The 22,633-nt window shown below is 60.5% G+C and carries 20 protein-coding genes and 1 tRNA gene; 4 read left to right on the top strand and 17 right to left on the bottom strand.

From position 1 onward, the window contains the following. Positions 1–3 precede the first annotated feature (3 nt). The 5 genes from HHJ18_RS14450 to HHJ18_RS14430 form a co-directional block, all read right to left on the bottom strand. A complete protein-coding gene (locus tag HHJ18_RS14450; RefSeq protein WP_296916374.1) occupies positions 4–1,941 on the bottom strand; it encodes a SurA N-terminal domain-containing protein in 1,938 nt (645 codons plus the stop codon). 76 nt (positions 1,942–2,017) lie between these two features. Further along, positions 2,018–2,093, bottom strand: a tRNA-Val gene (locus HHJ18_RS14445). Between the two features lie 17 nt (positions 2,094–2,110). Continuing rightward, positions 2,111–2,383 carry an HU family DNA-binding protein gene (locus HHJ18_RS14440; RefSeq protein ID WP_296916372.1) on the bottom strand — a complete coding sequence of 91 codons (273 nt, stop codon included), beginning with the start codon at positions 2,381–2,383 and terminating at the stop codon, positions 2,111–2,113. A gap of 254 nt (positions 2,384–2,637) precedes the next feature. After that, entirely contained in the window at positions 2,638–3,732 is a 1,095-nt protein-coding gene (locus tag HHJ18_RS14435) for a tartrate dehydrogenase (protein WP_296916638.1), read from the bottom strand. Between the two features lie 42 nt (positions 3,733–3,774). Continuing rightward, positions 3,775–4,653 (bottom strand): alpha/beta hydrolase, encoded by an 879-nt coding sequence (locus tag HHJ18_RS14430; RefSeq protein ID WP_296916371.1) that lies wholly within the window; start codon positions 4,651–4,653, stop codon positions 3,775–3,777. 99 nt (positions 4,654–4,752) lie between these two features. Between HHJ18_RS14430 and HHJ18_RS14425 the strand changes: the two genes are divergently transcribed. Beyond that, entirely contained in the window at positions 4,753–5,730 is a 978-nt protein-coding gene (locus tag HHJ18_RS14425; RefSeq protein ID WP_296916369.1) for a LysR family transcriptional regulator, read from the top strand. Here the strand turns inward: HHJ18_RS14425 and HHJ18_RS14420 are convergent. The 3 genes from HHJ18_RS14420 to uvrC form a co-directional block, all read right to left on the bottom strand. Continuing rightward, positions 5,675–6,577, bottom strand: coding sequence for a DMT family transporter (locus HHJ18_RS14420; RefSeq protein WP_296916366.1), 903 nt, complete (start codon positions 6,575–6,577; stop codon positions 5,675–5,677). The two genes, HHJ18_RS14425 and HHJ18_RS14420, sit on opposite strands and share 56 nt — an antisense overlap. A 62-nt stretch (positions 6,578–6,639) precedes the next feature. After that, positions 6,640–7,206 carry a CDP-diacylglycerol--glycerol-3-phosphate 3-phosphatidyltransferase gene (pgsA, locus tag HHJ18_RS14415; RefSeq protein WP_296916364.1) on the bottom strand — a complete coding sequence of 189 codons (567 nt, stop codon included), beginning with the start codon at positions 7,204–7,206 and terminating at the stop codon, positions 6,640–6,642. 125 nt (positions 7,207–7,331) lie between these two features. After that, entirely contained in the window at positions 7,332–9,296 is a 1,965-nt protein-coding gene (uvrC, locus tag HHJ18_RS14410; protein ID WP_296916362.1) for an excinuclease ABC subunit UvrC, read from the bottom strand. Between the two features lie 43 nt (positions 9,297–9,339). Between uvrC and earP the strand changes: the two genes are divergently transcribed. The 3 genes from earP (at position 9,340) to HHJ18_RS14395 (ending at position 12,203) form a co-directional block, all read left to right on the top strand. Continuing rightward, positions 9,340–10,473 carry an elongation factor P maturation arginine rhamnosyltransferase EarP gene (gene earP, locus HHJ18_RS14405; protein WP_296916360.1) on the top strand — a complete coding sequence of 378 codons (1,134 nt, stop codon included), beginning with the start codon at positions 9,340–9,342 and terminating at the stop codon, positions 10,471–10,473. A 152-nt stretch (positions 10,474–10,625) separates the two neighbouring features. Next, on the top strand, positions 10,626–11,180 hold the full coding sequence (gene efp, locus HHJ18_RS14400) for an elongation factor P (protein WP_296916359.1): 555 nt from the start codon (positions 10,626–10,628) through the stop codon (positions 11,178–11,180). A gap of 159 nt (positions 11,181–11,339) precedes the next feature. Continuing rightward, positions 11,340–12,203, top strand: coding sequence for a TIGR00730 family Rossman fold protein (locus tag HHJ18_RS14395; protein WP_296916357.1), 864 nt, complete (start codon positions 11,340–11,342; stop codon positions 12,201–12,203). A 28-nt stretch (positions 12,204–12,231) separates the two neighbouring features. On the opposite strand, the gene HHJ18_RS14390 is transcribed toward HHJ18_RS14395, so the two are convergent. The 9 genes from HHJ18_RS14390 to HHJ18_RS14350 all read right to left on the bottom strand — a co-directional run bounded on the left by HHJ18_RS14390 (position 12,232) and on the right by HHJ18_RS14350 (position 22,622). Then, entirely contained in the window at positions 12,232–13,437 is a 1,206-nt protein-coding gene (locus HHJ18_RS14390) for an MFS transporter (protein ID WP_296916355.1), read from the bottom strand. A 108-nt stretch (positions 13,438–13,545) separates the two neighbouring features. Further along, the gene (gene rmuC / locus HHJ18_RS14385) at positions 13,546–14,883 is read right to left on the bottom strand and encodes a DNA recombination protein RmuC (RefSeq protein ID WP_296916636.1); all 1,338 of its coding nucleotides are present in this window, start codon (positions 14,881–14,883) and stop codon (positions 13,546–13,548) included. A 22-nt stretch (positions 14,884–14,905) separates the two neighbouring features. Then, positions 14,906–15,892: a D-glycerate dehydrogenase gene (locus HHJ18_RS14380; RefSeq protein WP_296916353.1), complete on the bottom strand. Its 987-nt coding sequence runs from the start codon at positions 15,890–15,892 to the stop codon at positions 14,906–14,908. Positions 15,893–15,941: 49 nt separating this feature from the next. Beyond that, positions 15,942–17,354 carry a sodium:proton antiporter gene (locus HHJ18_RS14375; RefSeq protein ID WP_296916352.1) on the bottom strand — a complete coding sequence of 471 codons (1,413 nt, stop codon included), beginning with the start codon at positions 17,352–17,354 and terminating at the stop codon, positions 15,942–15,944. A gap of 73 nt (positions 17,355–17,427) precedes the next feature. Beyond that, positions 17,428–18,630: a nicotinate phosphoribosyltransferase gene (gene pncB, locus HHJ18_RS14370; RefSeq protein WP_296916350.1), complete on the bottom strand. Its 1,203-nt coding sequence runs from the start codon at positions 18,628–18,630 to the stop codon at positions 17,428–17,430. Between the two features lie 245 nt (positions 18,631–18,875). Beyond that, positions 18,876–19,226, bottom strand: coding sequence for an FKBP-type peptidyl-prolyl cis-trans isomerase (locus HHJ18_RS14365; RefSeq protein ID WP_296916348.1), 351 nt, complete (start codon positions 19,224–19,226; stop codon positions 18,876–18,878). 90 nt (positions 19,227–19,316) lie between these two features. Further along, positions 19,317–19,976 (bottom strand): ABC transporter ATP-binding protein, encoded by a 660-nt coding sequence (locus HHJ18_RS14360; RefSeq protein WP_296916346.1) that lies wholly within the window; start codon positions 19,974–19,976, stop codon positions 19,317–19,319. Beyond that, positions 19,969–20,727, bottom strand: coding sequence for an ABC transporter ATP-binding protein (locus HHJ18_RS14355; RefSeq protein WP_296916345.1), 759 nt, complete (start codon positions 20,725–20,727; stop codon positions 19,969–19,971). Before HHJ18_RS14355 ends, HHJ18_RS14360 begins: the two co-directional genes overlap by 8 nt. Beyond that, on the bottom strand, positions 20,727–22,622 hold the full coding sequence (locus HHJ18_RS14350) for an ABC transporter permease (RefSeq protein WP_296916344.1): 1,896 nt from the start codon (positions 22,620–22,622) through the stop codon (positions 20,727–20,729). Before HHJ18_RS14350 ends, HHJ18_RS14355 begins: the two co-directional genes overlap by 1 nt. Positions 22,623–22,633: the final 11 nt, after the last annotated feature.

Raw genomic sequence — 22,633 nt, 5'->3', positions numbered from 1 at the left:
ACACTATTGCGTCACCGCTTCTTCCGTATTTAGCTTGCCGGTTGAAGGCTTGCTCACCAAGATCTCAGACTTGAAGCGTTCTTTCAGTCCGTTGTAATAGGCCAGATTCTCGGCCGAGGTCCACCACTGGGTGTATTGGTCGCGCTCCTGTTTGGCTGTGGCCTCCAGTGGCGCATCACGGGGCACTACCTTGCCAATTTTGACTATGGCATAGCCCTGGGCACCCAGATCAACGCCGGCAAAGGCAGGCAAAGCGCTCGCATCGGCGCGCAGCGCGGCATCAACGATTTGCGCGGGCAGTTTTTGCGTCTGCTCACGCGACACCAGCAAAGTTTCAGACAGCGCGGCAGAAGCCGGTGCGGCTTTCCAGGCAGCCAATTTCGCGGCGCCTTCCTTGCGCGCTGCTTCTGCGCCGCGCTGGGCCAGCCAGCGCTGGCGCACTACGTCTTTCACTTCGGCGAAAGGCTGGGTACGTGCCGGCGTGTACTGGACGATACGTCCAGAAGCCAGTTGGCTGGGGGCGACTTCAACGGCTTCGGTGTTACGTTTATTCTCAATCGCGTCGGGTGCAAACAGCGCGTTGAGGAATTTCGGGTTCGCCAACACGCCTTTGGCTCCTGCTACTGGCTGACGCGTCACATTGGCTGCGGATATGACTTCCAGTTTGAGGCGCTCGGCCATTGGCTTCAGGCTATCGGACTGCTCATAGACGCCGTTGGTAAATGCTTCGGCGGTTTCAGAGAATTTCTTCTGCGCTTGCTGCTTTTTCAGATCAGCTTCCAGTTCGGTCCTCATTTCTTCAAAGCTGCGCTGCTTGGGTGCCTTGACGTCGGTCAACTTGATGAGGTGGTAGCCAAAGTCGGACTCCACCACCGCGCTGAGATCACCTTTCTTCATGGAGAAAGCCGCATCTTCAAAGGGCTTGACCATGGCACCACGGGCAAAGAAATCAAGATCTCCTCCGTTGGGCGCGGAACCTGGGTCCTGAGAGTTGTTGCGTGCAACATCGGCAAAGGTATCGGGAGCCTTCTTGACAACCGCGAGCAACTCTTCTGCCTTGGCCTTTGCCTTTTCACGCTCGGCCGCTGACGCTGTCTTGGGGGAGGTAATCAAAATATGACTGGCGCGACGCTCTTCGGCACCGCTCAGCCGTTGCGCATTCTGCTCGTAGTAGGTTTTGAGGTCCGCTTCATTGACGCTGATGTTTTTCTTGACCGCGTCTACATCCAGCAGCACATACTCAATATTGGCTTGTTCAGGTGCCTGAAAAAGTTTTTCGTTGGCTTTGTAAAATTGTTCAAGCTCAGCATCTGTCGGATTGAGCTTGGCGGCCAAATCGGCGGTATTGAAACGAGCCACCTGAATTTCACGCTTTTCGAAATAAGCATTGAGCGCCATGTCTGCGGCGGGCGCAGAAGAAAATCCGCTGGCACCGACCCCCGCCAACACCTGACGGCGCGACAGATCGGCGCGCACGTTGGCTTCAAACATCTCGGGGGTCATGCCCTGGCTGCTCAGCAGTTGGCGATAGCGTTCCATATCGAGCGTGCCATCAGGCCGACGCAAGGCAGCAATTTCGGGGCTTTGCTGGAGCTCGCGCGCGAGCCGCTGATCACTGGTGGTGAACTTGAACTTGTCCGCAGCAGCGGCAATCACACGGTCACGAACCAAGCGCTCCAACGTGGCGTAACGGGCTTGCGGCGAGTCAAGCAATTTGGCGTCCAGCGTGGGCATGGAAGTGCGCAGCCGGTCAACCTCATTCTGGTGCGCTCTGTCCCAGTCCGACTGAATGATTTCCTTGCCATCCACTTTGGCAACCGCGACGCCTTTTTCACTTGAGCGGTTGTAGCCATCGAGGCCAAATAATACAAAGGACGGAACGATCAGCAAAAACAGCAACGCCATAGTGACTTTGGTGTGCTTGCGAATGAAATCAAACATCTCGAATTTCCTGTACAACTATCAAATGAGGCCAACAACAAAAAAGGCGAACCCAAGTTCGCCTTTTTTCAGTGGGTGGTGGGTGCTGACGGGCTCGAACCGCCGACCTACGCCGTGTAAGGGCGCTGCTCTACCAACTGAGCTAAGCACCCCACTTTAAACGTTCACATCAATTCAAGGCGTCTTTAAGCGCTTTGCCCGGACGAAACTTTGGAACCTTGGCGGCCTTGATTTTAATCGCTTCGCCAGTGCGTGGATTGCGGCCCGTACGCGCAGCGCGTTTGCCCACCGCAAATGTACCAAAACCCACTAGAGACACCGTGCCTCCTTTTTTCAGAGTGGTCTTCACAGCACCAATGGTTGACTCCAACGCACGCGTGGCGGCAGCTTTGGAAATATCAGCATGTTTGGCAATGTGTTCGATCAGTTCAGTCTTGTTCACAAGGAGCCCTCGTTAATTGATAGGTATCAGGTTGTCTCTAAAAAAGATTTCCCGGGACACTTTGGTGGAGGTGTCAGCAGGAGCGCAGTGTGCAGATTTTCTGCTGAGTACGATTAGAGCCATGGACTACCAAGCTGTCAATACAGCTTCGGGTTTTCACAGCGCAAGAAACGAAATTCTAGTCCCTTTTGTCACTCTTTCACGACTTAAGCGCAAGCATGCTGTGCAATATTCACGCTTGACAAAAAGCGCCCCTAACCTTCAGCCAAAGCCGCAGCAATTGCCTTTCCCACATCGGCGGTATTGGCCTGACCGCCCAAATCAGGCGTACGTGGCGCCCCGCTGCGGGGTTGCAATACTTTCTCGATGGCTGCAACAACTCCGTCGTGAGCGTCTTTGCGCCCCAGAAACTCTAGCATCATCGCGCCGCACCAAATCTGGCCAATGGGATTGGCAATGTTGCGCCCGGCGATGTCGGGCGCCGAGCCATGTACAGGCTCGAACAGCGAGGGGAACTTGCGCTCAGGATTGAGGTTGGCGCTCGGTGCGATGCCGATGGTGCCAGTGCATGCAGGACCCAGGTCGCTCAGGATATCGCCGAACAGATTGCTGGCCACCACGACGTCAAAAAAATCGGGGCGCTGTACAAAGTGGGCCGTGAGGATGTCAATGTGAAATTTGTCCAGCTGAATGGTCGGATAGTTTTTTGCCATCTCGACCACGCGCTCATCCCAATAAGGCATGGAGATTGAAATGCCATTGGATTTGGTCGCGCTGGTCAGGTGTTTCTTGGGGCGCGACTGGGCCAGTTCGAAGGCAAACTTGAGTACGCGGTCCACGCCAATGCGGCTGAACACCGATTGCTGCAACACAAATTCCCTATCGGTTCCAGGAAACGCCTTGCCACCAATGCTGGAGTATTCGCCCTCGGTGTTTTCACGCACGATATAAAAATCAATTTCACCGGGCTGGCGCGGGCTGCCGTCCCGCCTGACCACCGGCGCAATGATGCCGGGCATCAGCCGGGCCGGCCGCAAATTGATGTACTGGTCAAACTCGCGCCGAAACAGCAGCAGCGAACCCCACAGCGAAACATGGTCGGCAATTTTTTCCGGCCAGCCTACCGCACCAAAGTAAATCGCGTCGTGTCCACCGATCTGGTCTTTCCAGTCGTCCGGCATCATCTGGCCATGCTTTTCACAGTAGTCCCAGCTGGAGAAATCAAAGTGATCGAATTGCAGATCAATACCGAACTTGACGGCTGCAGCCTCCATCACCCGAAGGCCCTCGGGCATCACTTCCTTACCAATGCCATCCCCCGCGATAACCGCGATTCTTTTCTTGCCGATTTGGTTGCTCATGGTTTTTCCTGTGATCCTGGATATAAAAGTTTAGGGTGTAAAAAAGTGAAAAGCTTCTGCCAGCAGCAGCGCTGGCGCTTCTTCCGCAATGTAATGTCCGCAGGGTAAGGTGCTTCCCGACACGTCGTTAGCGCGTTGCTGCCAAAGGGGAAGCACGTCAAAACACTGGCCCACCGTGCCGTGCTTTCCCCACAGCACGCGCAGCGGCTGCGCGAGTCGCTGGCCCGCCGCCACGTCAGCGCGGTCATGCAGCAGGTCAATGCTGGCAGACGCCCGGTAATCTTCGCAGATGCTCATGGCCGTGCCTGGAATCTGCACGCAGCGTTCGTACTCGGACAGCGCGGCCGGCGCAAAGGCGGCCAAACCTGCATGCCGTTTGCCCATCACGCTACGCAGATACCGCACCGGATCGGACTCGATCAAGGCCTCGGGCAGCGGCGCCGGCTGGATCAGAAAGAACCAGTGCCAGTAGGCGCGCGCAAAAGCATCCGAGGTGTTGTCGTACATGGCCAGCGTGGGTGCAATGTCCAGCAGCATCAGCCTTTCAACTGCTTCTGAATGATCCGCCGCCAGACGGTGCGCCACGCGGGCACCGCGGTCATGGGCCAGCACTTGAAAGCGCTCAAACCCGTGGTGCCGCATCACGGCAACGGCATCCAGCGCCATCGCGCGTTTGGAATAGGCCATGTGCTCCGCGTCGCTGGCAACCCGCGCCGAATCGCCATAACCGCGCAAATCCATCATGACCACGGTGAACGCCTTGGCCAGTTCATCGGCGACCGCATGCCACATCACATGTGTTTGCGGATGACCGTGCAGTAGCAAAAGCGCCGGGCCACGGCCACCGCGCAAAGTGCGCAGCGTACCGGCCGGGCCTGCGACATCGCACGACACAAAATCATTGAACATTCGTCTCTCTTGTTTCGCCAGCATGGAATGGATTCTGTCGCAATGGCTTGCCTGATTCAAGCAATAATGCGGCAATTGATTATTGCTTTAAAGGAATGAATGGATCGCAGTGACCTGGAACTGGTATTGGCCGTGCGTGACCACGGCAGCCTGACGGCTGCCGCGCTCAGCCTCGACGTCGCGCCGCCCGTCGTGACCAAGCGGCTTGCCGCTTTGGAAGTACGACTGGGCCAGCGCCTGTTTCAGCGCACCACCCGGCGCGTCAGCCCGACCGCCGAGGGCGAGACCGTGTGCCAGCGCGCGCGGGTATTGCTTCAAGGTTTCACGGCGCTTGAAGCCGAACTGCAAGAGCGCAAGGCCGAACCCACGGGGCTGATCCGGCTGGCCGCGACCTTCGGCTTCGGACGTCTCTGGCTGGGGCCGGCGCTGGCCAGCTTTCAGGAGCGCTACCCGCGCATCGAGATCCAGCTGCAACTGACGGGGCAGTTGCCGGATCTTGCGCTGGAGGGATTTGACGGGGCCATCTGGCTGTGGGAGGTGCAGGGCCGGCAGGCGGCGCAATGGGTTTCGCGCCGCTTGGCGCGTAACCAGCGCGTGCTGGTGGCCTCGCCGCGTTACCTCAAGCAGCACGGCGCACCCGCCAGCCCGGAGGCCTTGCAGCAGCACAGCTGCCTGATCGTGCGCGAAAACGGCAACGCCACGGCACAGCGTTTTGATGTCTGGGCCTTGCACAAAGACCGCGACAAAACCGCCACGCGTGTGCGCGTGCGCGGGGCGCTGTCAAGCAACTCCGGTGAGCTGGTGCGCGACTGGTGTTTAGCGGGCCGCGGCATCATGCTGCGCAGCCTTTGGGATATTGCGCCGCAGCTGGCATCGGGCCAACTGGTGCGCGTGCTGCCGGGCTACGCCATGCCCGACGCCGATATTCACTGGCTGGCGCCCTACCGCGCGGACTCACCGCGGCGTATCCGTCTGCTCATCGACTTTCTGCTTGAACAGTTTCGCAGCACACCCTGGAAGACTATGCCGCCTGCGGCTTCACGGGCCGCACCACCAGGCTCACGCCCAGCGCAGTAAGCGCGGTCCCGGCGACGGTCATCAGCGTGATCGATTCATCAAACAGCAGCCACGCCATCACCGCTGTCGTCGGCGGCACAAGGTAAAGCAGGCTAGTCACCGCGGTCGCCGCACCGCGCTGGATCAGCAGGTAAAGCAGCGAGCTGCCGCCTAGTGTGAGTGCCAGTACCGCCCAGGCCATGGCGCTCATGAACTGCGCGTTCCAGGCAATGGTCTCGCTTTCCATCAAGGCAAATGGCAATGTCACCAGCAAAGCCGCCGCCAGCTGAATGGCGTTGGCGCTGCGTACGTCCGTTGGCTGCACAAAACGTTTTTGGTAGAGCGTTCCCACCGTGATGCTGAGCAGCGCAAACACCTCACAAGCCAAGGTCAGCGCCGTCACTTCGCTGCCAATGCCGAATTTGCGCGCCACCACCAGCAGCAGACCTCCGAGCCCCAGCAGCAGGCCCAGCCACTGGCGCGGCGTGACATGACTTTGCCCGTGCGGCTGGCCGCCTGGCAAGCCGATCCACGAAATCCACAGCGCCGTCAGCACCGGCTGCAAGCCCACAATCAACGCCGCAAGGCCCGATCCCATGCCGTTTTTAACCGCCACCCAGACACCGCCCAGATAGCCGGCATGCATCAGCACCCCGGTTAGCGCCAGATGCAGCCACTGCTGGCGCCCCTGCGGCCAGGCTGCGCGGGCCAACACGATCCAGAGCAGAAAACAGGCGATGGACAACGCATAGCGAATGGCCAGAAAGCTCAAGGGCGGCGCGTAAGGCAGGCCAAACTTGGCGACGATGAAGCCGGTGCTCCAGATCAGCACGAACACTGCGGGCATGGCCTTTACGGTAATAGACATGGCAGGCATGGTGGCGGGGGGACTGGGTACAGAACTCACGAACAAGCCACTTCAGAAAAGATTCATTTCGCGCGCGCGCGAATTTCTGGAATGGCTTTTTTAAGGTAGTAAATCATGGACCAGACCGTCAAAATGGCGGATATCCAGATCAGCCAGGAGCCCCACAGGTGGGTATCGATGGCACCGAACAGCGTGCCGTCAAACAGCAGAAAAGGAATCGCCACCATCTGGACCGTGGTTTTGATTTTGCCCAGCATGTGCACCGCGACACTTCGTGTGGCGCCAATCAGCGCCATCCATTCGCGCAGCGCCGAAATTGCAATCTCGCGGCCAATGATGATGAGCGCCACAAACACATCGGCGCGCTGCAGGTGCACCAGCACCAGCAAGGAAGCACACACCAGAATCTTGTCGGCCACCGGATCAAGAAAGGCGCCGAACGCTGAGGTCTGGTTGAGTTTTCGCGCCAGATAGCCGTCTAGCCAGTCGGTCGCCGCGAACACAATAAACATCACGGTGGCAATCAGGTTGCGCTCGGCTGCGGCGATGTTCAAGTAGAAAACCCCCACAATCAACGGAATCGCAATGATGCGAGTCCAGGTCATCATCGTGGGAATGGTCAGGAACATTGTTAGATTTTCGCATGCGCCGCATAGCCCTTGCCTCTGGAGCGGTCAGCGCAGCGCAAAATATCTCCCTTAGTTGCCCGCAAACGTCTGAATCCGCTGCCGCCACGCAATTTAATACAGGCAGCTCAATGCAAGGCGCGGTAGATTTCTTCGGCCAGCTCTTTTGAAATACCGTCCACTGTGGCGATGTCTTCGATGCCGGCTGACGCAATGCCGCGAATGCCGCCGAAGCGCTGCAGCAGGCTGGCGCGCCGCTTCGGACCAATGCCCGCGATGTCTTCAAGCTTGCTGCCGCCGACGCGTACCTTGGCCCGTTTGGCGCGCATGCCGGTGATGGCAAAGCGGTGCGCCTCGTCCCTGATTTGCGCGATCAGCATCAGCGCCGCCGAGTCGCGGCCCAAGTAGACCTTGTCGCGGCCATCGGCAAACACCAGCTCTTCCAGACCAACCTTGCGGCCCTCGCCTTTTTCGACGCCGGCAATCAGCCCCAGATCCAGGCCGAGTTCGACAAACACCTCACGCGCCATCGAAACCTGGCCCTTGCCGCCATCGACCAGCACCAGATCGGGCAGTCTGGCTGCGCCGTTGTTTTCAGGATTGCGCACGGCTTCGGCCAGTTTGGTGTAGCGACGCGTCAAGACCTGGCGCATCGCGGCGTAATCGTCGCCCGGGGTGATGCCTTCGATGTTGTAGCGGCGGTATTCGCTGCTTTGCATCTTGTGCTCATGAAACACCACGCAAGAGGCCTGGGTCGCTTCGCCCGCCGTGTGCGAGATGTCGAAGCATTCGATGCGTAGGCTGTCCAGCTTGTCGAGTGGCAGCTCCAGCGCTTCGGCCAGCGCCCGCGTGCGAGCCTGCTGCGAGCCTTGTTCGGCCAGCAGGCGCGCCAGCTGAAGCGCGGCATTGGTCTGCGCCATCTCCAGCCAGATGCGGCGTTGCGCGTGCGGCTGATGCAACGCCGTGATGCGGCTGCCGGCCTGCTCGGCCAGCGCGTCTATCAGCGCCCTGTCAACTGGCTCGCTGCACACCAGGGTGGGCGGCACCGGCACGTCGATGTAATGCTGGGCGATGAAGGCTTCAAGAATCAGCGCCTCCAGTGATTTGCCGCGCGGCTGAGCCGCCTCTGCACCGAGCTTGACATCGGGCTCGGCATCCAACGCGGCCGCATCCGTCGCATTTTCCACGTGAATCGGAAAGTAGGGCCGATCGCCCAGGTGACGACCGCCGCGCACCATCGCCAGATTGACGCAGGCTTTGCCGCCCTGCACTTTCACCGCCAGAATATCCACATCCTTGTCACCGCCGATCTCCATGGACTGCTGGTGCAGCACCTTGGACAACGCCGACATCTGGTTGCGCAGCTCGGCCGCATGCTCAAACTCCAGCTTGTCGGCGTGCGCCAGCATCTGCTTTTCAAGCTCGGTCAGGATTTCGTGGGTCTGGCCCTGCAAAAAGCGCTCGGCGTTGGCCGTATCCAGTGCGTACTGCTCAGGCGACACATGGCCCACGCAGGGAGCGGAGCAACGCTTGATCTGGTACAGCAGGCAGGGCCGGGTGCGGTTATTGAACACCGTGTCCTCGCAGGTGCGCAGCCGGAACACTTTTTGCAGCAGCAAAATAGTGTCTTTCACCGCCCAAGCACTCGGGTAAGGGCCAAAGTAACGGTGCTTTTTCTCGACCGCGCCGCGGTAATAGGCGATACGCGGGTAGGCCAGCCCTGACGGGGCGGCGCCCTGCTCCACTGGGCGCGCCGCAGTGAGCTTCAGGTAGGGGTAGCTTTTGTCGTCCCGAAACAGGATGTTGAACTTCGGGTGCAGCGTCTTGATCAGGTTGTTTTCAAGCAGCAGCGCCTCCGCCTCGGAGCGCACCACCGTGGTCTCCATGCGGACGATTTTGCTCACCATGTGGCCAATGCGTGTGCCGCCGTGGGTTTTTTGGAAATAATTGCTGACCCGCTTTTTCAAGTTGCGGGCCTTGCCAACGTACAGCACACAGCCCTCCGCATCGAAGTAGCGGTAAACACCCGGCAAGGCCGGCAAGGCGGCCACTTCACTGAGCAGTTGGGGATCGAATTCGTGGGCTTTGGTCATGGGGACAACAAATGGAGCTGACGCTATTGTGGACAATCCTTTCATGAATCGCCTGCAATGGGACATTTTTTGCAAAGTCATCGACAACTTCGGGGACATTGGCGTGTGCTGGCGTCTGGCCACCGATTTGGCGGCGCGCGGCCAGCGCGTGCGGCTATGGGTGGATGACGCGTCTGCGCTGCACTGGATGGCCCCGGCCGGTTGCGAAGGCGTTCGCGTCCTGCCATGGGCCGAGCCGCTGGACCTTTGCGCCGCGGCGTTCGATGCGCAGCCACCCGACGTGCTGGTAGAGGCTTTCGGCTGCGAAATTGCTCCTGAATTCATAGCTGCCTGCGCCTGTATTCATTGGGCTAGAGGCATAAAGCCTGTATGGATCAACCTTGAATACCTGTCTGCCGAGCCTTATGTAGAACGCTGCCACGCCATGCCCTCGCCGGTGCAAAGCGGCCCGGCGGCGGGCTGGACCAAATGGTTTTTCTACCCGGGCTTAACAAAGGCTACCGGCGGCCTGCTGCGCGAGCATGACCTGACAGAGCGGCAAGCCCGCTTTGACCGGGACGCCTGGCTGGCAACGCACGGCATCGCCTGGAGCGGCGAACAACTGGTGTCGCTGTTTTGCTACGAACCGCCAGCGCTGCCGTGGCTGCTGGGCCAACTGGCGCGGCACGGATTGGCCGGCCAGCCGGTTAGGTTGCTGGTGGCAGCCGGACGCGCCGAAACTGCGGTTAAAGCCATTTTTACTGATCAAATAGGCCTAAAGCCCAATAGCGACGGGCGTGAGCTGCTATCAATTTCATACCTACCGCTGCTCACGCAAATCGATTACGACCACTTGCTGTGGGCCTGCGACCTCAATTTTGTGCGCGGCGAAGACTCCGTGGTGCGCGCTGTGTGGGCCGGCAAACCGCTGGTCTGGCAAATTTACCCGCAGCACGACGATGCGCATCTGACCAAACTGCAGGCCTTCCTCGACCGGCTGGACGCGCCGCCCGCGCTGCGCGCCCTGCAGACCGCATGGAATGAAAAACCTTCGGGACACTGCATCGCTGACGGCCCGATCGCCGACTTGGCAACGTTGCAAGCGTGGCGTGGCAGTGCTCTGGCGGCGCGGGCCAGCCTGATGCGCCAGGACGACCTGACGACGCACCTGATCAAATTCGTTGAAAAAACCCGTTAAAATCAGCGGCTAAGCGGACAAACCCTGATGGGGCAAGCCGCATAATTCCTCCACAAAATTGGCCACAAAATTGGCCATAAACCCGCCGCAGAACGCGCACTCAGGTAACCACCAGTGCCAAGATTCAGCGGCCTACTCTCAGTGAAACTGCTATGAAAACCGCTCAAGAAATTCGCGCCGGTAATGTCATCATGAACGGCAAAGACCCGATGGTTGTGCTCAAGACCGAATACAGCCGCGGCGGCCGCAACTCCGCCACCGTGCGCATGAAGCTCAAAAGCCTGATCGCCAGCTTCAACACCGAAATCGTGTTCAAAGCCGACGACAAGATAGACCAGGTCTTTCTGGACAAAAAGGAATGCACCTATTCCTACTTTGCCGACCCGATGTACATCTGCATGGACGCGGAGTTCAACCAATACGAAGTCGAAGCCGAGAACATGGGCGACTCGCTCAATTATTTGCAAGACGGCATGGACCTGGAAGTGGTGTTCTATGACGGCAAGGCCATTTCGGTCGAAGTGCCCACCAGCGTACAGCGCGAAATCACCTGGACCGAGCCTGCCGTCAAGGGCGACACGTCGGGCAAGGTGCTCAAGCCTGCCAAGATTGCCACCGGCTTTGAAATTGGCGTGCCAATTTTTGTGGCGCAAGGCGATGTCGTTGAAATCGACACCCGCACCGGCGAGTACCGCAAGCGCGTTTAAAAAAATGGGTTGGAGCGCCGGCTCCAGTTCCACTTTTAAAAGGCTCCTCTCGGAGCCTTTTTGCGTTGCCAGACCATGCTGATTCCAGCTCGGGGTGACTTTTTCGGATGCGCGGTCAGGGTCATCGCGAGCGATGCGCCCAATCGTCGACAATGACTTATGAACCAAACTGAAGATTTATCCGGCAGCCGCCTGGCCAACGCCTGGGCGGAACTGCATGCCCTCTCCAATGACACCACACCGCTGCAGGCCAACGCCTACCGCCTGGCGTTTGCGGACCCGGAGTTTTTGCTGCGGCGCGAAACGCGCGGCATCCGCTTCCAGCTGGAAATGCTCAAGCCCGACATCGATCAGCAGGAACAAGGCATCGAGAACACCGTGGTGGTGTTCGGCAGCGCCCGCTTTCCCGATCCCGAGCAGGCCAACACGGCGCTCATGCGGGCCGAGGAAAGCGGCGACGCTGCGGCGCTGGCGCTGGCGCGGCGCGGTGCGCGCAACGCCCGCTATTACGAGCAGGCGCGCCTGTTTGCGCGCCTGGTGGCAGGCTACAGCAAATCACGTCCAGCGGCCGAACAGCTGTTCATTTGCACCGGCGGCGGACCAGGCATCATGGAGGCGGCGAATCGCGGCGCGCATGAAATGGGCGCCCTCACGGCCGGGCTCAACATCGCGCTGCCGCACGAACAGTCGTCCAATCCCTATGTGTCGCCCTCGCTGAGTTTCAAGTTTCACTACTTCGCCCTGCGCAAAATGCATTTCATGATGCGCGCCAAGGCACTGGTGGCTTTTCCCGGTGGTTTTGGAACGCTGGACGAGCTGTTTGAAGTCATCACGCTGGTGCAAACCGGCAAGGCCAAGCCGGTGCCCATCATTTTGTTTGGCTCTGACTACTGGAAGCGGCTCTTCAACTTTGAGGTACTGGTTGAAGAAGGTGCGATTTCGCCCGACGACCTCAAACTGTTCCAGTATGTCGATGAACCGCAGGACGCCTGGGACGCCATCAAGACGTTTTACCAACTCTGAAAAGAGTTGCCTCACCACTTCTCGCCTGTCACTTCGAAGGTGGCTCCCGGACTTTGTGCGCGGCAGGCGCAAGACTGTCTTTAAGTAACCACGCCGCGCGTGAGCCCAGCCCCACCACGGCGCCAGTGACCCAGAAGACGCCGGCGATTCCGACCAGCGCGCCGGCCGAGCCAAACAGCAAGGGCATCAGCACACTGGAGCCGTTGATCGCCATCAGCCGCAGCCCGAGCGCTTCACCATGACGCGCCTCAGGCGTGATCTGGTGCAGCATGCTCATGACCATCGGCTGCACCATGCCCAGCGCCAGCCCCAACAACACCGAACACACGCCCATGCCCAGCGCCGAGCGCGTCAGCGGATAGACGGCAAACAGCACGGCAGTTGCCAGCATGGATGCCGCCAGCACCCGCCACTCGCGCAGATGCGCTGCCACCAGCGGCATCAGCAGGCGAATAAAGGCGGCGGCCACGGCAAATGCGCCCAGTATCGAGCCGATGCTTGAGGCGCTGAGGCCGCGCTCAAAGCCCAGCACCGGCACGACAAAGGTGTGCACATCCCAGGCCGACGACAAAAACCAATTCACCAGCATCAAGCGGCGAAACATCGGCTCGCGCAGCAGGTCCAGGGCCTTGGGCCGCGTGCCACTGTTGGCGGAAATCAGCGCAGGCAGCTCGCGCGTGGGACGCACCAGAAACCAGCTGGCAAGCGGCAATACCGCCATCAGGAAAAACGCCGCCCGATAGCCAAACAGGCTGCCGGGGGCCGCGCCAGCGTGGTCAATCAACAGCCCAGCCGAAAACGGCCCGACAAAATTGGAGACCGCCGGGCCAATCGACAGCCAGCTGAACACCTGTCGCAGCTGCAGCGCGCCGGCCGCGGCGCGTCCGACGTGGCGTTGCAGCGCGATCACCGCCGCGCCGCTGGCGCCGCCCGTCAGCAGCGCGGCCAGGCACAGCACTGGAAACACCGGAAAGGCCACGGCCGCACCGGCACCCGTCACCGCGGCCACCACGCTGTAGCTGATGGGCCGGCGCAGCCCATGCCGATCGGCAAAGCGGCCAGCCGGAAGCGCCAAAAAGACCTGCATCAGGGCGAACAGCGCCAGCAGCACGCCCACAGCCAGCGGGCTGTAGCCTTCGCGCAACGCCAGCAGCGGCGCCGCCATGCGCGTGCCGGCCATGCAGGCGTGCAGACAAATCTGCGCCAGGATCAGGCGCGCCAACTCACGGGTCATGACGCGCGCCTCAAACCATTCTGATTGCCGATTTGATACGAGATCAAGCGTCGCGCTGCGGGCAGTGCAACGACATGTCGGGTGAAAGCAGCAAGGGGCGTAATAAAATCAGCTTTCGTTCGTATCTTGGTCCAGCGGGATCAAGCGAGCCGAATCGAGCTCCGTCAGCGCCTCGACGTTGCGCAAGGCCTTGCCCATGACCCGGCTGCGCTGCTCGGCGCTGCTGAGCGTGTTGAGCACGCCTTCGGTTTGCGACTTTACCTTGGCCAGCACGTCACCGAACTTGCCAAATTCGGTCTTGACGGCGCCCAGCACCTGCCACACTTCGCTGGAACGTTTTTCCAGCGCCAGCGTCCTGAAGCCCATTTGCAACGAGTTCAGCATGGCCAGCAGCGTGGTCGGGCCGGCCAGTGTGATGCGGTAGTCGCGCTGCAGGCACTCCATCAGGCCGGGGCGACGCAGCACCTCGGCATACAGGCCCTCGGTGGGCAAAAACAAAATGGCGAAGTCGGTGGTGTAAGGCGGCTCGATGTATTTTTCAGACATCGATTTGGCCTCCAGCCGGATTCTGGCCTCCAGCGCCTTGCCCGCCACTTCAGCGCCAGTTGCATCGGCGCGCTGCTGCGCGTCGAGCAGGCGTTCGTAGTCTTCGTTGGGGAATTTCGCATCGATAGGCAGCCACAGCGGCTCGCCTGAATCAGAGCGGCCCGGCAACTTGATGGCGAAATCCACCGGGTTTTTGCCGCCGCGGCGGGTGATGACCTGGGCTGCGTACTGGTCGACGGTGAACACCTGCTCCAGCAAGGCCGACAGCTGGGCTTCGCCGAAGATGCCACGGGTCTTGACGTTGGTCAGCAAATGCTTGAGGTCGCCCACGCCTTGGGCCAACGTTTGCATTTCGCCCAGGCCCTTGTGCACCTGCTCAAGCCGGTCGGCGACTTGCTTGAAACTTTCGCCCAGCCGCGTTTCCAGCGTGGTCTGCAGTTTTTCGTCAACCGTCTTGCGCATCTCATCGAGCTTGGCCGAATTGGTCTGTTGCAGTTGCGCCAGCTGCTTTTCCAACGTTTCCCGCACTTCACCCATGCGGCGTGCATTCGACTCACTGACCGATTGCAGCTGCGTGCTCAAGGTGTCCGACAGGGTTTTCTGCAGCAGCGTGAGTTGCTGCGAGAACGCATCAATCTGCGCGTTCTGCGTGCGGATGGCCTCGGCACTTTGCTGCACCAGCGTTTGCTGGAAGGTGGCAAAGGTGCTCGCCAGCTCCTGCCGGCTGCTACGCGAGTTTTCGCTGATCTCGCGCCGCAATTCGCGCTCCACCTTGTCATTGCCGGCGGCCATGCCGGCCAGCAATTCAGTGCGGCCGGTGTCAGCCGGTTTTCGCAGCAGCAGCCAGACCAGCAACAGCAGGTTGACCAGCAGCAGGCCGGCCAGCAGCCAGAATTCCATCAGAGTCATAACTTGTTGCTACTTATTTAATAGCTAACACCGCAGTATTCAAGGGCGTCAGCGGCCTTTTATCATTAAAAAATGCGATCAGGTTGGCAGCCGCAAGACTGGCCATGGCGAGCCGCGTCGGCAGCGACGCACTGGCGATGTGCGGCGTCAAGACGACATTGGACACGGCCAGCAGATCGGGGTGAACCATGGGCTCGCCTTCAAACACGTCCAGCCCGGCAGCGGCGATGCGCTTGTCGCGCAGCGCGGCGGCTAGCGCAGCGTCGTCCACAATGCCGCCGCGCGCGATGTTGACCAGCGTCGCGCTCGGTTTCATCAACGCCAGCTCGGCCGCACCTATGGTGTGGTGCGACGCTGGCGAGTAAGGCAGCACCAGCACAACATGGTCGGCAGTTTTGAGCAGTTCTTCCTTGCTGACATAACTGGCCTTGCATTCGGCTTCGAGTGCGGCGTCCAGCCGGGAGCGGTTGTGGTAGATCACCTTCATGCCGAAGCCGTGGGCGCCGCGTTTGGCAATGCCCTGCCCGATGCGGCCCATGCCCAAAACTCCTAGCGTGCTGCCGTGAATGTCGGAGCCGGCAAACATGTCGTAGCTCCACTTGGTCCATCGCCCGGCCCGCAAGTAGTGCTCGCTCTCGGTGATGCGGCGTGCCGTGGCCATCAAGAGGGCAAAGCCGAAATCGGCGGTGGTTTCGGTCAACACATCGGGTGCGTTGGTGGCTAGCACGCCGGCCGCCGTCATCGCATCAAGATCAAAATTGTTATAGCCCACAGCCATGTTGGCGCAGATTTTCAGTTGGGGGCAGGCTGCCAGCACTTCGGCATCAATGCGGTCGCCACCGGTTGTGAAGGCGCCGTCCTTGCCCTGCAGCCGGGCTATCAGTTCGGCCTTGGGCCAGCTGTCGTCGGCCTGGTTGGCTTCGACCTCGAAATGCTGCTCAAGACGTGCAATCACTTCAGGAAATACGGCGCGCGCAACGAGGATTTTGGGTTTGCTCATGGGTTGTTCCTTACTTGTTTTGAACGGTGAAAAGAAAAAAGAGCCGAATCTATCTGAACCAGATGAAGGTCATAAGGATGAACAGCGGAATCAGCACGCCGCCCGACCAGGCCATGTAGCCGAAGAAACTCGGCATCTTGACGCCGCGGTCTTCTGCAATCGCCTTGACCATCAGATTGGGCGCATTACCGATGTAGGTGTTGGCGCCCATGAAAACGGCGCCGGCGGAAATGGCCGCCAGCGTTGGCGCCAGCGCCGTCATCAGCACCTGCGGGTCGCCGCCGGCTGTATTGAAAAACACCAGATAGGTCGGAGCGTTGTCCAAAAAGGAGCTGAGGGCCCCGGTGGCCCAGAAATACATGGCGGGGTCGGGCGAGCCGTCCGCTCGTGTCACGGCTGACACCACGGCGCCAAATGGGCCGCTGCTGCCTGCCTTGAGCATGGCAATCACCGGAATGATGGTCAGAAAAATGCCGGCGAACAGCTTGGCTACCTCAGCCATGGGGTCCCAGGAAAACTGGTTGTCGGCATGCACCTTGGCCGACGTGATTTTCAGCGACATAAAAGTGATGAGGATAAGGCCCGCATCGCGCACCAAGCCGGGCAGGCCGATCTCGGTGCCGGCGATGTTGAACACCACGGACGACTTCCACAAGCCGCTGAGCAGCACCAGCGCCGCCACGCCAGCGAGCAACCAGAAGTTGCGTGCGCCGTCGAAGCCGATGCGCGTCGGGTCGGGTGTGAGGCCTGACCGCGTGACTTCTTCCTTGTGACGGTAGAACCACCAGTCAAGCGCGTAAAACAGCGCCAGCAGGGAACCCACCAGAAACAGCGTTTCCGGAAAGATGTGGCTCACGGTCCAGAAAAAATCCACCCCTTTGAGAAAGCCCAGAAACAGCGGCGGATCGCCCAGCGGCGTCAGCGAGCCGCCGGCGTTCGAAACGATGAAGATGAAAAACACCACCACATGCGCTTTGTGCGCCCGGTTTTCGTTGGCGCGGATCAGCGGGCGAATCAGCAGCATGGAAGCGCCCGTGGTGCCCATGAAGCTGGCCAGTACGGCGCCGATGGCCAGGATGGCCGTGTTCAGCCCCGGGCTGCCGTGCAGATTGCCCCGGATATGAATGCCGCCCGCCACGGTAAACAGCGCCGTCAGTAAAAAAATGAAAGGAATGTATTCGGCCAGTAAAGCATGCACAAAACTGACGGACGCCAGACCGGCGCCGTGGATCCCTGCAAAGGGCAGCAGGAAGGCCAGCGCCCAGGCCGCAGTGATTTTGCCGAAATGGTGGTGCCAAAAGAAAGGCGCGACCAAAGGCAGCAGCGCAATTGAAAGCAGCAAACCGGCAAAGGGAACACCCCACAGCGCGGAGAGCTGGCTGCCATCGAGTTCGGCCGCGAACGACACACCGGGCCAGACAAGCAGCAGGCCTAGGGCGGCCGTCCAACGTAAAGCTTTCATTGATGTCTCCTGGCTATTATTTTTTGTGTTGACTCCGGCGGCGCGCGCAGCCCGCCTTGGTCGGGCTAGTGCCTCATGCCGTCGTGGGTATCTCAAACACCTGGCGCAGATAGGCCAGGTACTTTTCGTCTTCGCACATGTTTTTGGAAGGCGTATCCGACAGTTTGGCCACCGGCTGACCGTTGCAACGCACCATCTTGATGACGATCTGCAGCGGCTCGTAACCGAGGTCATTGGTCAGGTTGGTGCCGATACCGAATGCCAGCTGACAGCGCCCCTTGAACCGTCGGTAAAGCTCAATGGTGCGGGGAATCGTCAGCGCGTCGCTGAAAATCAGCGTCTTGGTTTGAGGGTCGACACGGTTTTTTGCGTAGTGCGCAAGCATGCGCTCACCCCACTCGAACGGATCGCCACTGTCATGGCGGGAACCGTCAAACAGCTTGCAAAAATACAGGTCAAAGTCGCGCAGAAAGGCACTCATGCCGTACACGTCCGACAGTGCAATACCCAGATCGCCGCGGTACTCTTTTGCCCACGATTCAAAGCCAAACACCTGGCTGTCGCGCAGTCGCGGCCCAATCGCCTGGCAGGCCTGCAGATACTCGTGCGCCATGGTGCCCAGCGGCGTCAAGCCCAGCTTCATGGCCAACAGCACATTGCTGGTGCCAGCCAATTGCCCGGCAGCGCCTGCACCCAACCGGGTCGTCAGCGTGCGCAACACTTCTTCATGCCACACTCTGCCAAAGCGCCGGCGCGTGCCGTAGTCGGCAATTTTCGGCTCACCTTGACCGTGACCTGCGGCCTGCAACTGCTTGATTTTGGTATCCAGCCGTTGCCGCCCCTCGGTCACATCGGGCTGCTGTTGCGTGTTGCGAAAGTAGACCTCGTTGATGATGGCCAGCACCGGAATTTCAAACAGGATGGTGTGCAGCCACGGCCCTTTGATTGACACTTCAATCTCGCCCGAAGGCAGGGCAGTGACACTCACATATTTTTCGTTGAGCCGAAACAGGCCCAGAAAATCAACAAAATCGCTCTTGATGAAGCGCATCGCTTTCAGGAAAGCCAGTTCGGTATCCTGAAAATGCAAACTGCACAGCCCGCGAATTTCTTCGCGAATCTCGCTGACAAAAGGCGCCAGGTCACCGATGCCGGGGGCGCCCGCATTGCGGCACTTGAAGCGGTACTCCACCTCGGCACCCGGAAACTGGTGCAGCACCACCTGCATCATGGTGAACTTGTACAGGTCGGTGTCGAGCAGGCTGGTGATGATCATGGGCATTTCCGTAAATTCATTTTTTGGGCGAATTGCGGCGCTGCGCGAGGGTTATTGGGGTGCGACACCAATTTCGCTGCGGTGCATTGCACCGTACCCACTGGGCGAGCCCAAAGCTCGGCGAATTTGGGCTCTGACCCCAAAAACCCCAAAGTACGCGCCGCTTGCTGCGCTCCGTGCGCCTTGCACTTCATCCGGAAAATCTGAATTTCCAGAAGTGCCCATCAGACGCAGACCCGACAGCTTCAGCCCAGGAAATCCACCTCAAACAGCAAGGTGGCGTTAGGTGGAATCGCACCACCCGCGCCGCGTGCACCGTAGCCCAGTTCTGCCGGAATGATCAGGCGGCGCGTGCCACCCACCGACATGCCCTGCACGCCTTCGTCCCAACCCTTGATCACCTGGCCGGCGCCGAGCGCGAATTGGAACGGCTGGCCGCGGTCTTTGCTGGAGTCAAATTTGGCCCCCTGCACGCCATCATTGAAAAGCCAGCCGGTGTAATGCACCTTGACTTGCTGGCCAGCCTTGGCAATGGCGCCGGTGCCCAGCACGGTGTCCTCGTACTGCAATCCGGATGGCGTCGTAGTGGTCGTCATGGTGTGTCCTTTTTGAGAAAATGGGATGAAAATGAAACAGGAAAAAACGGACAGGAAAAAGATTAACCGCCCCTGAAGGCCGGTCCTTTTTCATGAACCTCTGACTTTACCCGCAACCAGCACCAGAAGACGATCAGCCTTGGCCGCCAGCAGGCGGTTTTGCTCCACCACCAGCATGGGCATGCCCTGGTCCTTGAGTGCCAGCAAGGCATCGCGAATCGATTCGACAAGCACCGGCGCAATCCCTTCGCACGGTTCATCAAGCAGCAAAAGCCGGGGCTCGGTCATCAGCGTGCGGGCAATCGCCAGCATCTGCTGCTCGCCGCCGCTCATCTGCGCGGCGGGGCGATTCAGTTTGGTCTTGAGCGCGGGAAACAGATCGAGCACGCGCGCTTGCGTGGCTTGGCGATGCAACGCATCAGGGCCTGCCGCAATCTGCAAATTCTCGCGCACCGTCAGCCCGCTGAAAAGCCGGCGGTCTTCGGCCACGTAACCCAGGCCGGCGCGCGCGCGGCGGTGGGTCTGCCAGCGTTCAATGTTCACCAAGCGCTTGTCCGCAGGGTCTGACTGGTAGCGAATCTGCCCTTCACTGCGCAGCTCCAGCCCCATCAAGGCCTTGAGCAGCGTCGACTTGCCTGCACCATTGAGCCCCTGCAACACGACCAGTTCACCGGCCCTGACTTGCAGCGACACCTCGAACAAGGCCTGCGCCTGGCCGTAAAAGGCGTTGAGCTTTACCACCTCAAGCATGGCCGCTCCCCTGATCCAGACCTTCACCTAAATAAAGCCGGCGCACCATGGCGTCGCGTGCAATCTCTTCAAACGTGCCCTGCGCCGCCAGTCGCCCTTCAATCAGCACCAGCACGCGGTCGGCCACACCTGCGACTGCGTCCATGTTGTGTTCGGTGTACAGCACGGCCATGCCCTGCCTCGCAAGCTTTTTCACGAGTTGCATCAGGCTGGCACGCTCGTGCTCATCCAGGCCGGCCGCCGGCTCATCGAGCAGCAAGAGCTGCGGTCTGGCCGCCAACGCCACGGCCAGTTCCAGCCGTTTCTTAGCACCATAAGGCAAGCTCAGCGCGTCCTCGCCAGCCAGCGCGTGCAGGCCGGTTTGTTCAAGCAGCGCCAGCGCCGCTTCGCGCGCTTGCGCATTCAGCCCTTTAAATGCCGAAATGGCCTGCAGCCCAAGCCTGGCCTGCGTCGCCAGCTGCACATTTTGTAGCACCGTGAGGGCTTCAAAGACTTGCGCAACCTGAAACGTGCGCGCCACGCCAAGGCGCAATCGGGCGTTTGGCGCCAGCCGGTCCAGCGACTGGCCCTGCCACGCCAGGTGGCCACCGGTAACAGCGTACTGGCCGGCAATGCAGGCAAAGCAGGTCGATTTGCCGGCGCCGTTTGGCCCGATCAGCGCCACGCACTGCCCCGCCGCAACTTCGAAGCTCACGCCATCGACAGCCCGGATGCCACCAAAATGCTTGACCAGCTGTTGCACTTGCAGCATTAGCCGGCGCCCTTCACGGCACGCTTCAACGGACGCGGCCTGCCAATGCGCCGCAATCGGTCTAGCAAGCCCAGCAGACCTGATGGCGCGGCCACCATGATCAGCATGATGAACAGGCCCAGCAAGCCGCGCCAGTAGGTCACTTCACGGCCCAGTTCTGCACCCAGATAACTCAGCACCACGCTGCCCACCACCGCGCCCCAGAGCTGGTGCACGCCGCCCAGCAACACCACCAGCAAGGCATCGACCGAGGTGGAGACGGCCGCCAGCGAAGGAAACACTGCGCCCTTGTGCGCGGCAAACAGCCCGCCGGCCAGCCCGGCCAACACGGCGCTTTCAACAAAAATGCGGTAGTTAAGCCAGCTCACCGGCAAGCCCGATGCCGCAGCGCGCAAAGGCACATCGCGCCCGGCCTGCAGCGCCGCACCCGTGACCGAGCGGCTCAGAAAGCGCAGGAAAAAAACTGACAGCAGCGCCAGCGCCAGTAGCAGCGCATAAAAAAGCGGCCTGCCCGCCTCGCTTACCAGCGTCAGCCCGATCAGGCCGTTGTCGCCGCCGGTCAGGCTGACCCATTGCGTCGCAGTGGCCCAGATCACTTGCGCCAGCGCCAGCGACAGCATGGCCAGATAAACGCCGGCGCTGCGCACCACCGCAGCGCCAAACACGGCCGCCACCAGCAGCGCAGCGCCGCAGCCCACCGCCAGCGCCAGCGGCAACGACGCCCCCCACAGGCTGTGCGACAGCGCGGCGCCATAGCCACCCAGCGCAAAAAACGCGGCATGGCCAAAACTGACCAGGCCACCGAGCGCCATCATGGCCTGCAAGCTGATGCCAAAAATCATCAGGATCAGCGCATCGGCCGCCAGCGTTTGCCAGTATGGCCCGCCCAGCCAGGCCAGGCCCGCCAGCAGCGCCAAAGCTGCAGCCATCGCCAGCAACCATCGTCGCCCCAACAGCAAGCCGCGAAACTTCTGCGCCGCCTCGCGCACGCCGCCAGCGCTGTCGAGCGTCGCCAGCGCCACGCCATGCAGCCCCTGCGGTCTGAACACCAGCACGACTGCCATCGTCAAAAACACAATCACCAGGGTGGCTTGCGGGAAAATAGCGGTGCCAAACGCATGCACCAGGCCAATCAGCAAGGCCGCGACGAACGCGCCGCCTATGCTGCCCAGCCCGCCCGTCACGACCACCACAAAGGTCTCGACGATCACGTTCGTGTCCATCTGCAAATGCGCCGGTTCGCGCGGCAGCTGCAGGGCGCCACCGAGCCCGGCCAGCGCGCAGCCCAGCACCACCGCACCCAGCATCAGCGGTTTGGGATTGACGCCGAGTGCCGCCAGCATGCCGCGGTCTTGCGTGGCAGCGCGCAGACGCTGGCCAAAGCGCGAGCGCTGGAGCAACAGGTGCAGGCCGCCCCAGACCAGTGGCCCCAGCGCAATCATCACCAGCTGGTAGACCGGAAAAAACTCTTCGCCGATTTGCACCGAACCCTTGAGCCCAGGAAAACGCGGCGCAAACACCTCGTCAGGCCCAAAGCCCCACTGCATCGCATCATGCAGCGCCAGACTCAGGCCGAAGGTGGCGACCAGCTGGTACAGTTCGGGCGCACCTGCCAGTCGCCTTAGTAAAAGAAATTCGGCCACAGCGCCCGCCAGTCCTGCGCAAGCAGCTCCTAAAAGCATAGCAATCAGGTACAGCGGCGGGCTGTCGCCCCAGGCCGGAAACCAGTTGGTGACCCAGTGCGCCGTGAATAGCGCGCCCAGCATGAAAAAGCTGCCATGCGCGAAATTGACGATGCGCGTCACGCCAAAAATCAGCGTCAGCCCCGCCGCCATCAGGAACAGCGTGGTGGCGTAAGACAGGCCGCCCAGCAGCTGGACGACGGAAAAGGTCATGCCTTCAAAGC

Origin of the sequence: Polaromonas sp., from assembly GCF_012927455.1 — a bacterium.
GTDB lineage: Bacteria > Pseudomonadota > Gammaproteobacteria > Burkholderiales > Burkholderiaceae_C > Polaromonas.
The sequence above is the reverse complement of the archived record's forward strand: the minus strand, read 5'-3'. Positions and strand labels throughout refer to the sequence as shown.

Coding starts and splice junctions, on each gene's coding strand:
- HHJ18_RS14450 (WP_296916374.1), bottom strand. CDS start 1,941: ATGTTTGATTTCATTCGCAAGCACACCAAAGTCACTATGGCGTTGCTG.
- HHJ18_RS14355 (WP_296916345.1), bottom strand. CDS start 20,727: ATGCTGCAAGTGCAACAGCTGGTCAAGCATTTTGGTGGCATCCGGGCT.
- HHJ18_RS14390 (WP_296916355.1), bottom strand. CDS start 13,437: ATGACCCGTGAGTTGGCGCGCCTGATCCTGGCGCAGATTTGTCTGCAC.
- HHJ18_RS14420 (WP_296916366.1), bottom strand. CDS start 6,577: ATGTCTATTACCGTAAAGGCCATGCCCGCAGTGTTCGTGCTGATCTGG.
- pgsA (WP_296916364.1), bottom strand. CDS start 7,206: ATGTTCCTGACCATTCCCACGATGATGACCTGGACTCGCATCATTGCG.
- HHJ18_RS14365 (WP_296916348.1), bottom strand. CDS start 19,226: ATGACGACCACTACGACGCCATCCGGATTGCAGTACGAGGACACCGTG.
- HHJ18_RS14350 (WP_296916344.1), bottom strand. CDS start 22,622: ATGACCTTTTCCGTCGTCCAGCTGCTGGGCGGCCTGTCTTACGCCACC.
- efp (WP_296916359.1), top strand. CDS start 10,626: ATGAAAACCGCTCAAGAAATTCGCGCCGGTAATGTCATCATGAACGGC.
- HHJ18_RS14375 (WP_296916352.1), bottom strand. CDS start 17,354: ATGAAAGCTTTACGTTGGACGGCCGCCCTAGGCCTGCTGCTTGTCTGG.
- HHJ18_RS14430 (WP_296916371.1), bottom strand. CDS start 4,653: ATGTTCAATGATTTTGTGTCGTGCGATGTCGCAGGCCCGGCCGGTACG.
- HHJ18_RS14360 (WP_296916346.1), bottom strand. CDS start 19,976: ATGCTTGAGGTGGTAAAGCTCAACGCCTTTTACGGCCAGGCGCAGGCC.
- earP (WP_296916360.1), top strand. CDS start 9,340: ATGAATCGCCTGCAATGGGACATTTTTTGCAAAGTCATCGACAACTTC.
- uvrC (WP_296916362.1), bottom strand. CDS start 9,296: ATGACCAAAGCCCACGAATTCGATCCCCAACTGCTCAGTGAAGTGGCC.
- pncB (WP_296916350.1), bottom strand. CDS start 18,630: ATGATCATCACCAGCCTGCTCGACACCGACCTGTACAAGTTCACCATG.
- HHJ18_RS14425 (WP_296916369.1), top strand. CDS start 4,753: ATGGATCGCAGTGACCTGGAACTGGTATTGGCCGTGCGTGACCACGGC.
- rmuC (WP_296916636.1), bottom strand. CDS start 14,883: ATGGAATTCTGGCTGCTGGCCGGCCTGCTGCTGGTCAACCTGCTGTTG.
- HHJ18_RS14395 (WP_296916357.1), top strand. CDS start 11,340: ATGAACCAAACTGAAGATTTATCCGGCAGCCGCCTGGCCAACGCCTGG.
- HHJ18_RS14380 (WP_296916353.1), bottom strand. CDS start 15,892: ATGAGCAAACCCAAAATCCTCGTTGCGCGCGCCGTATTTCCTGAAGTG.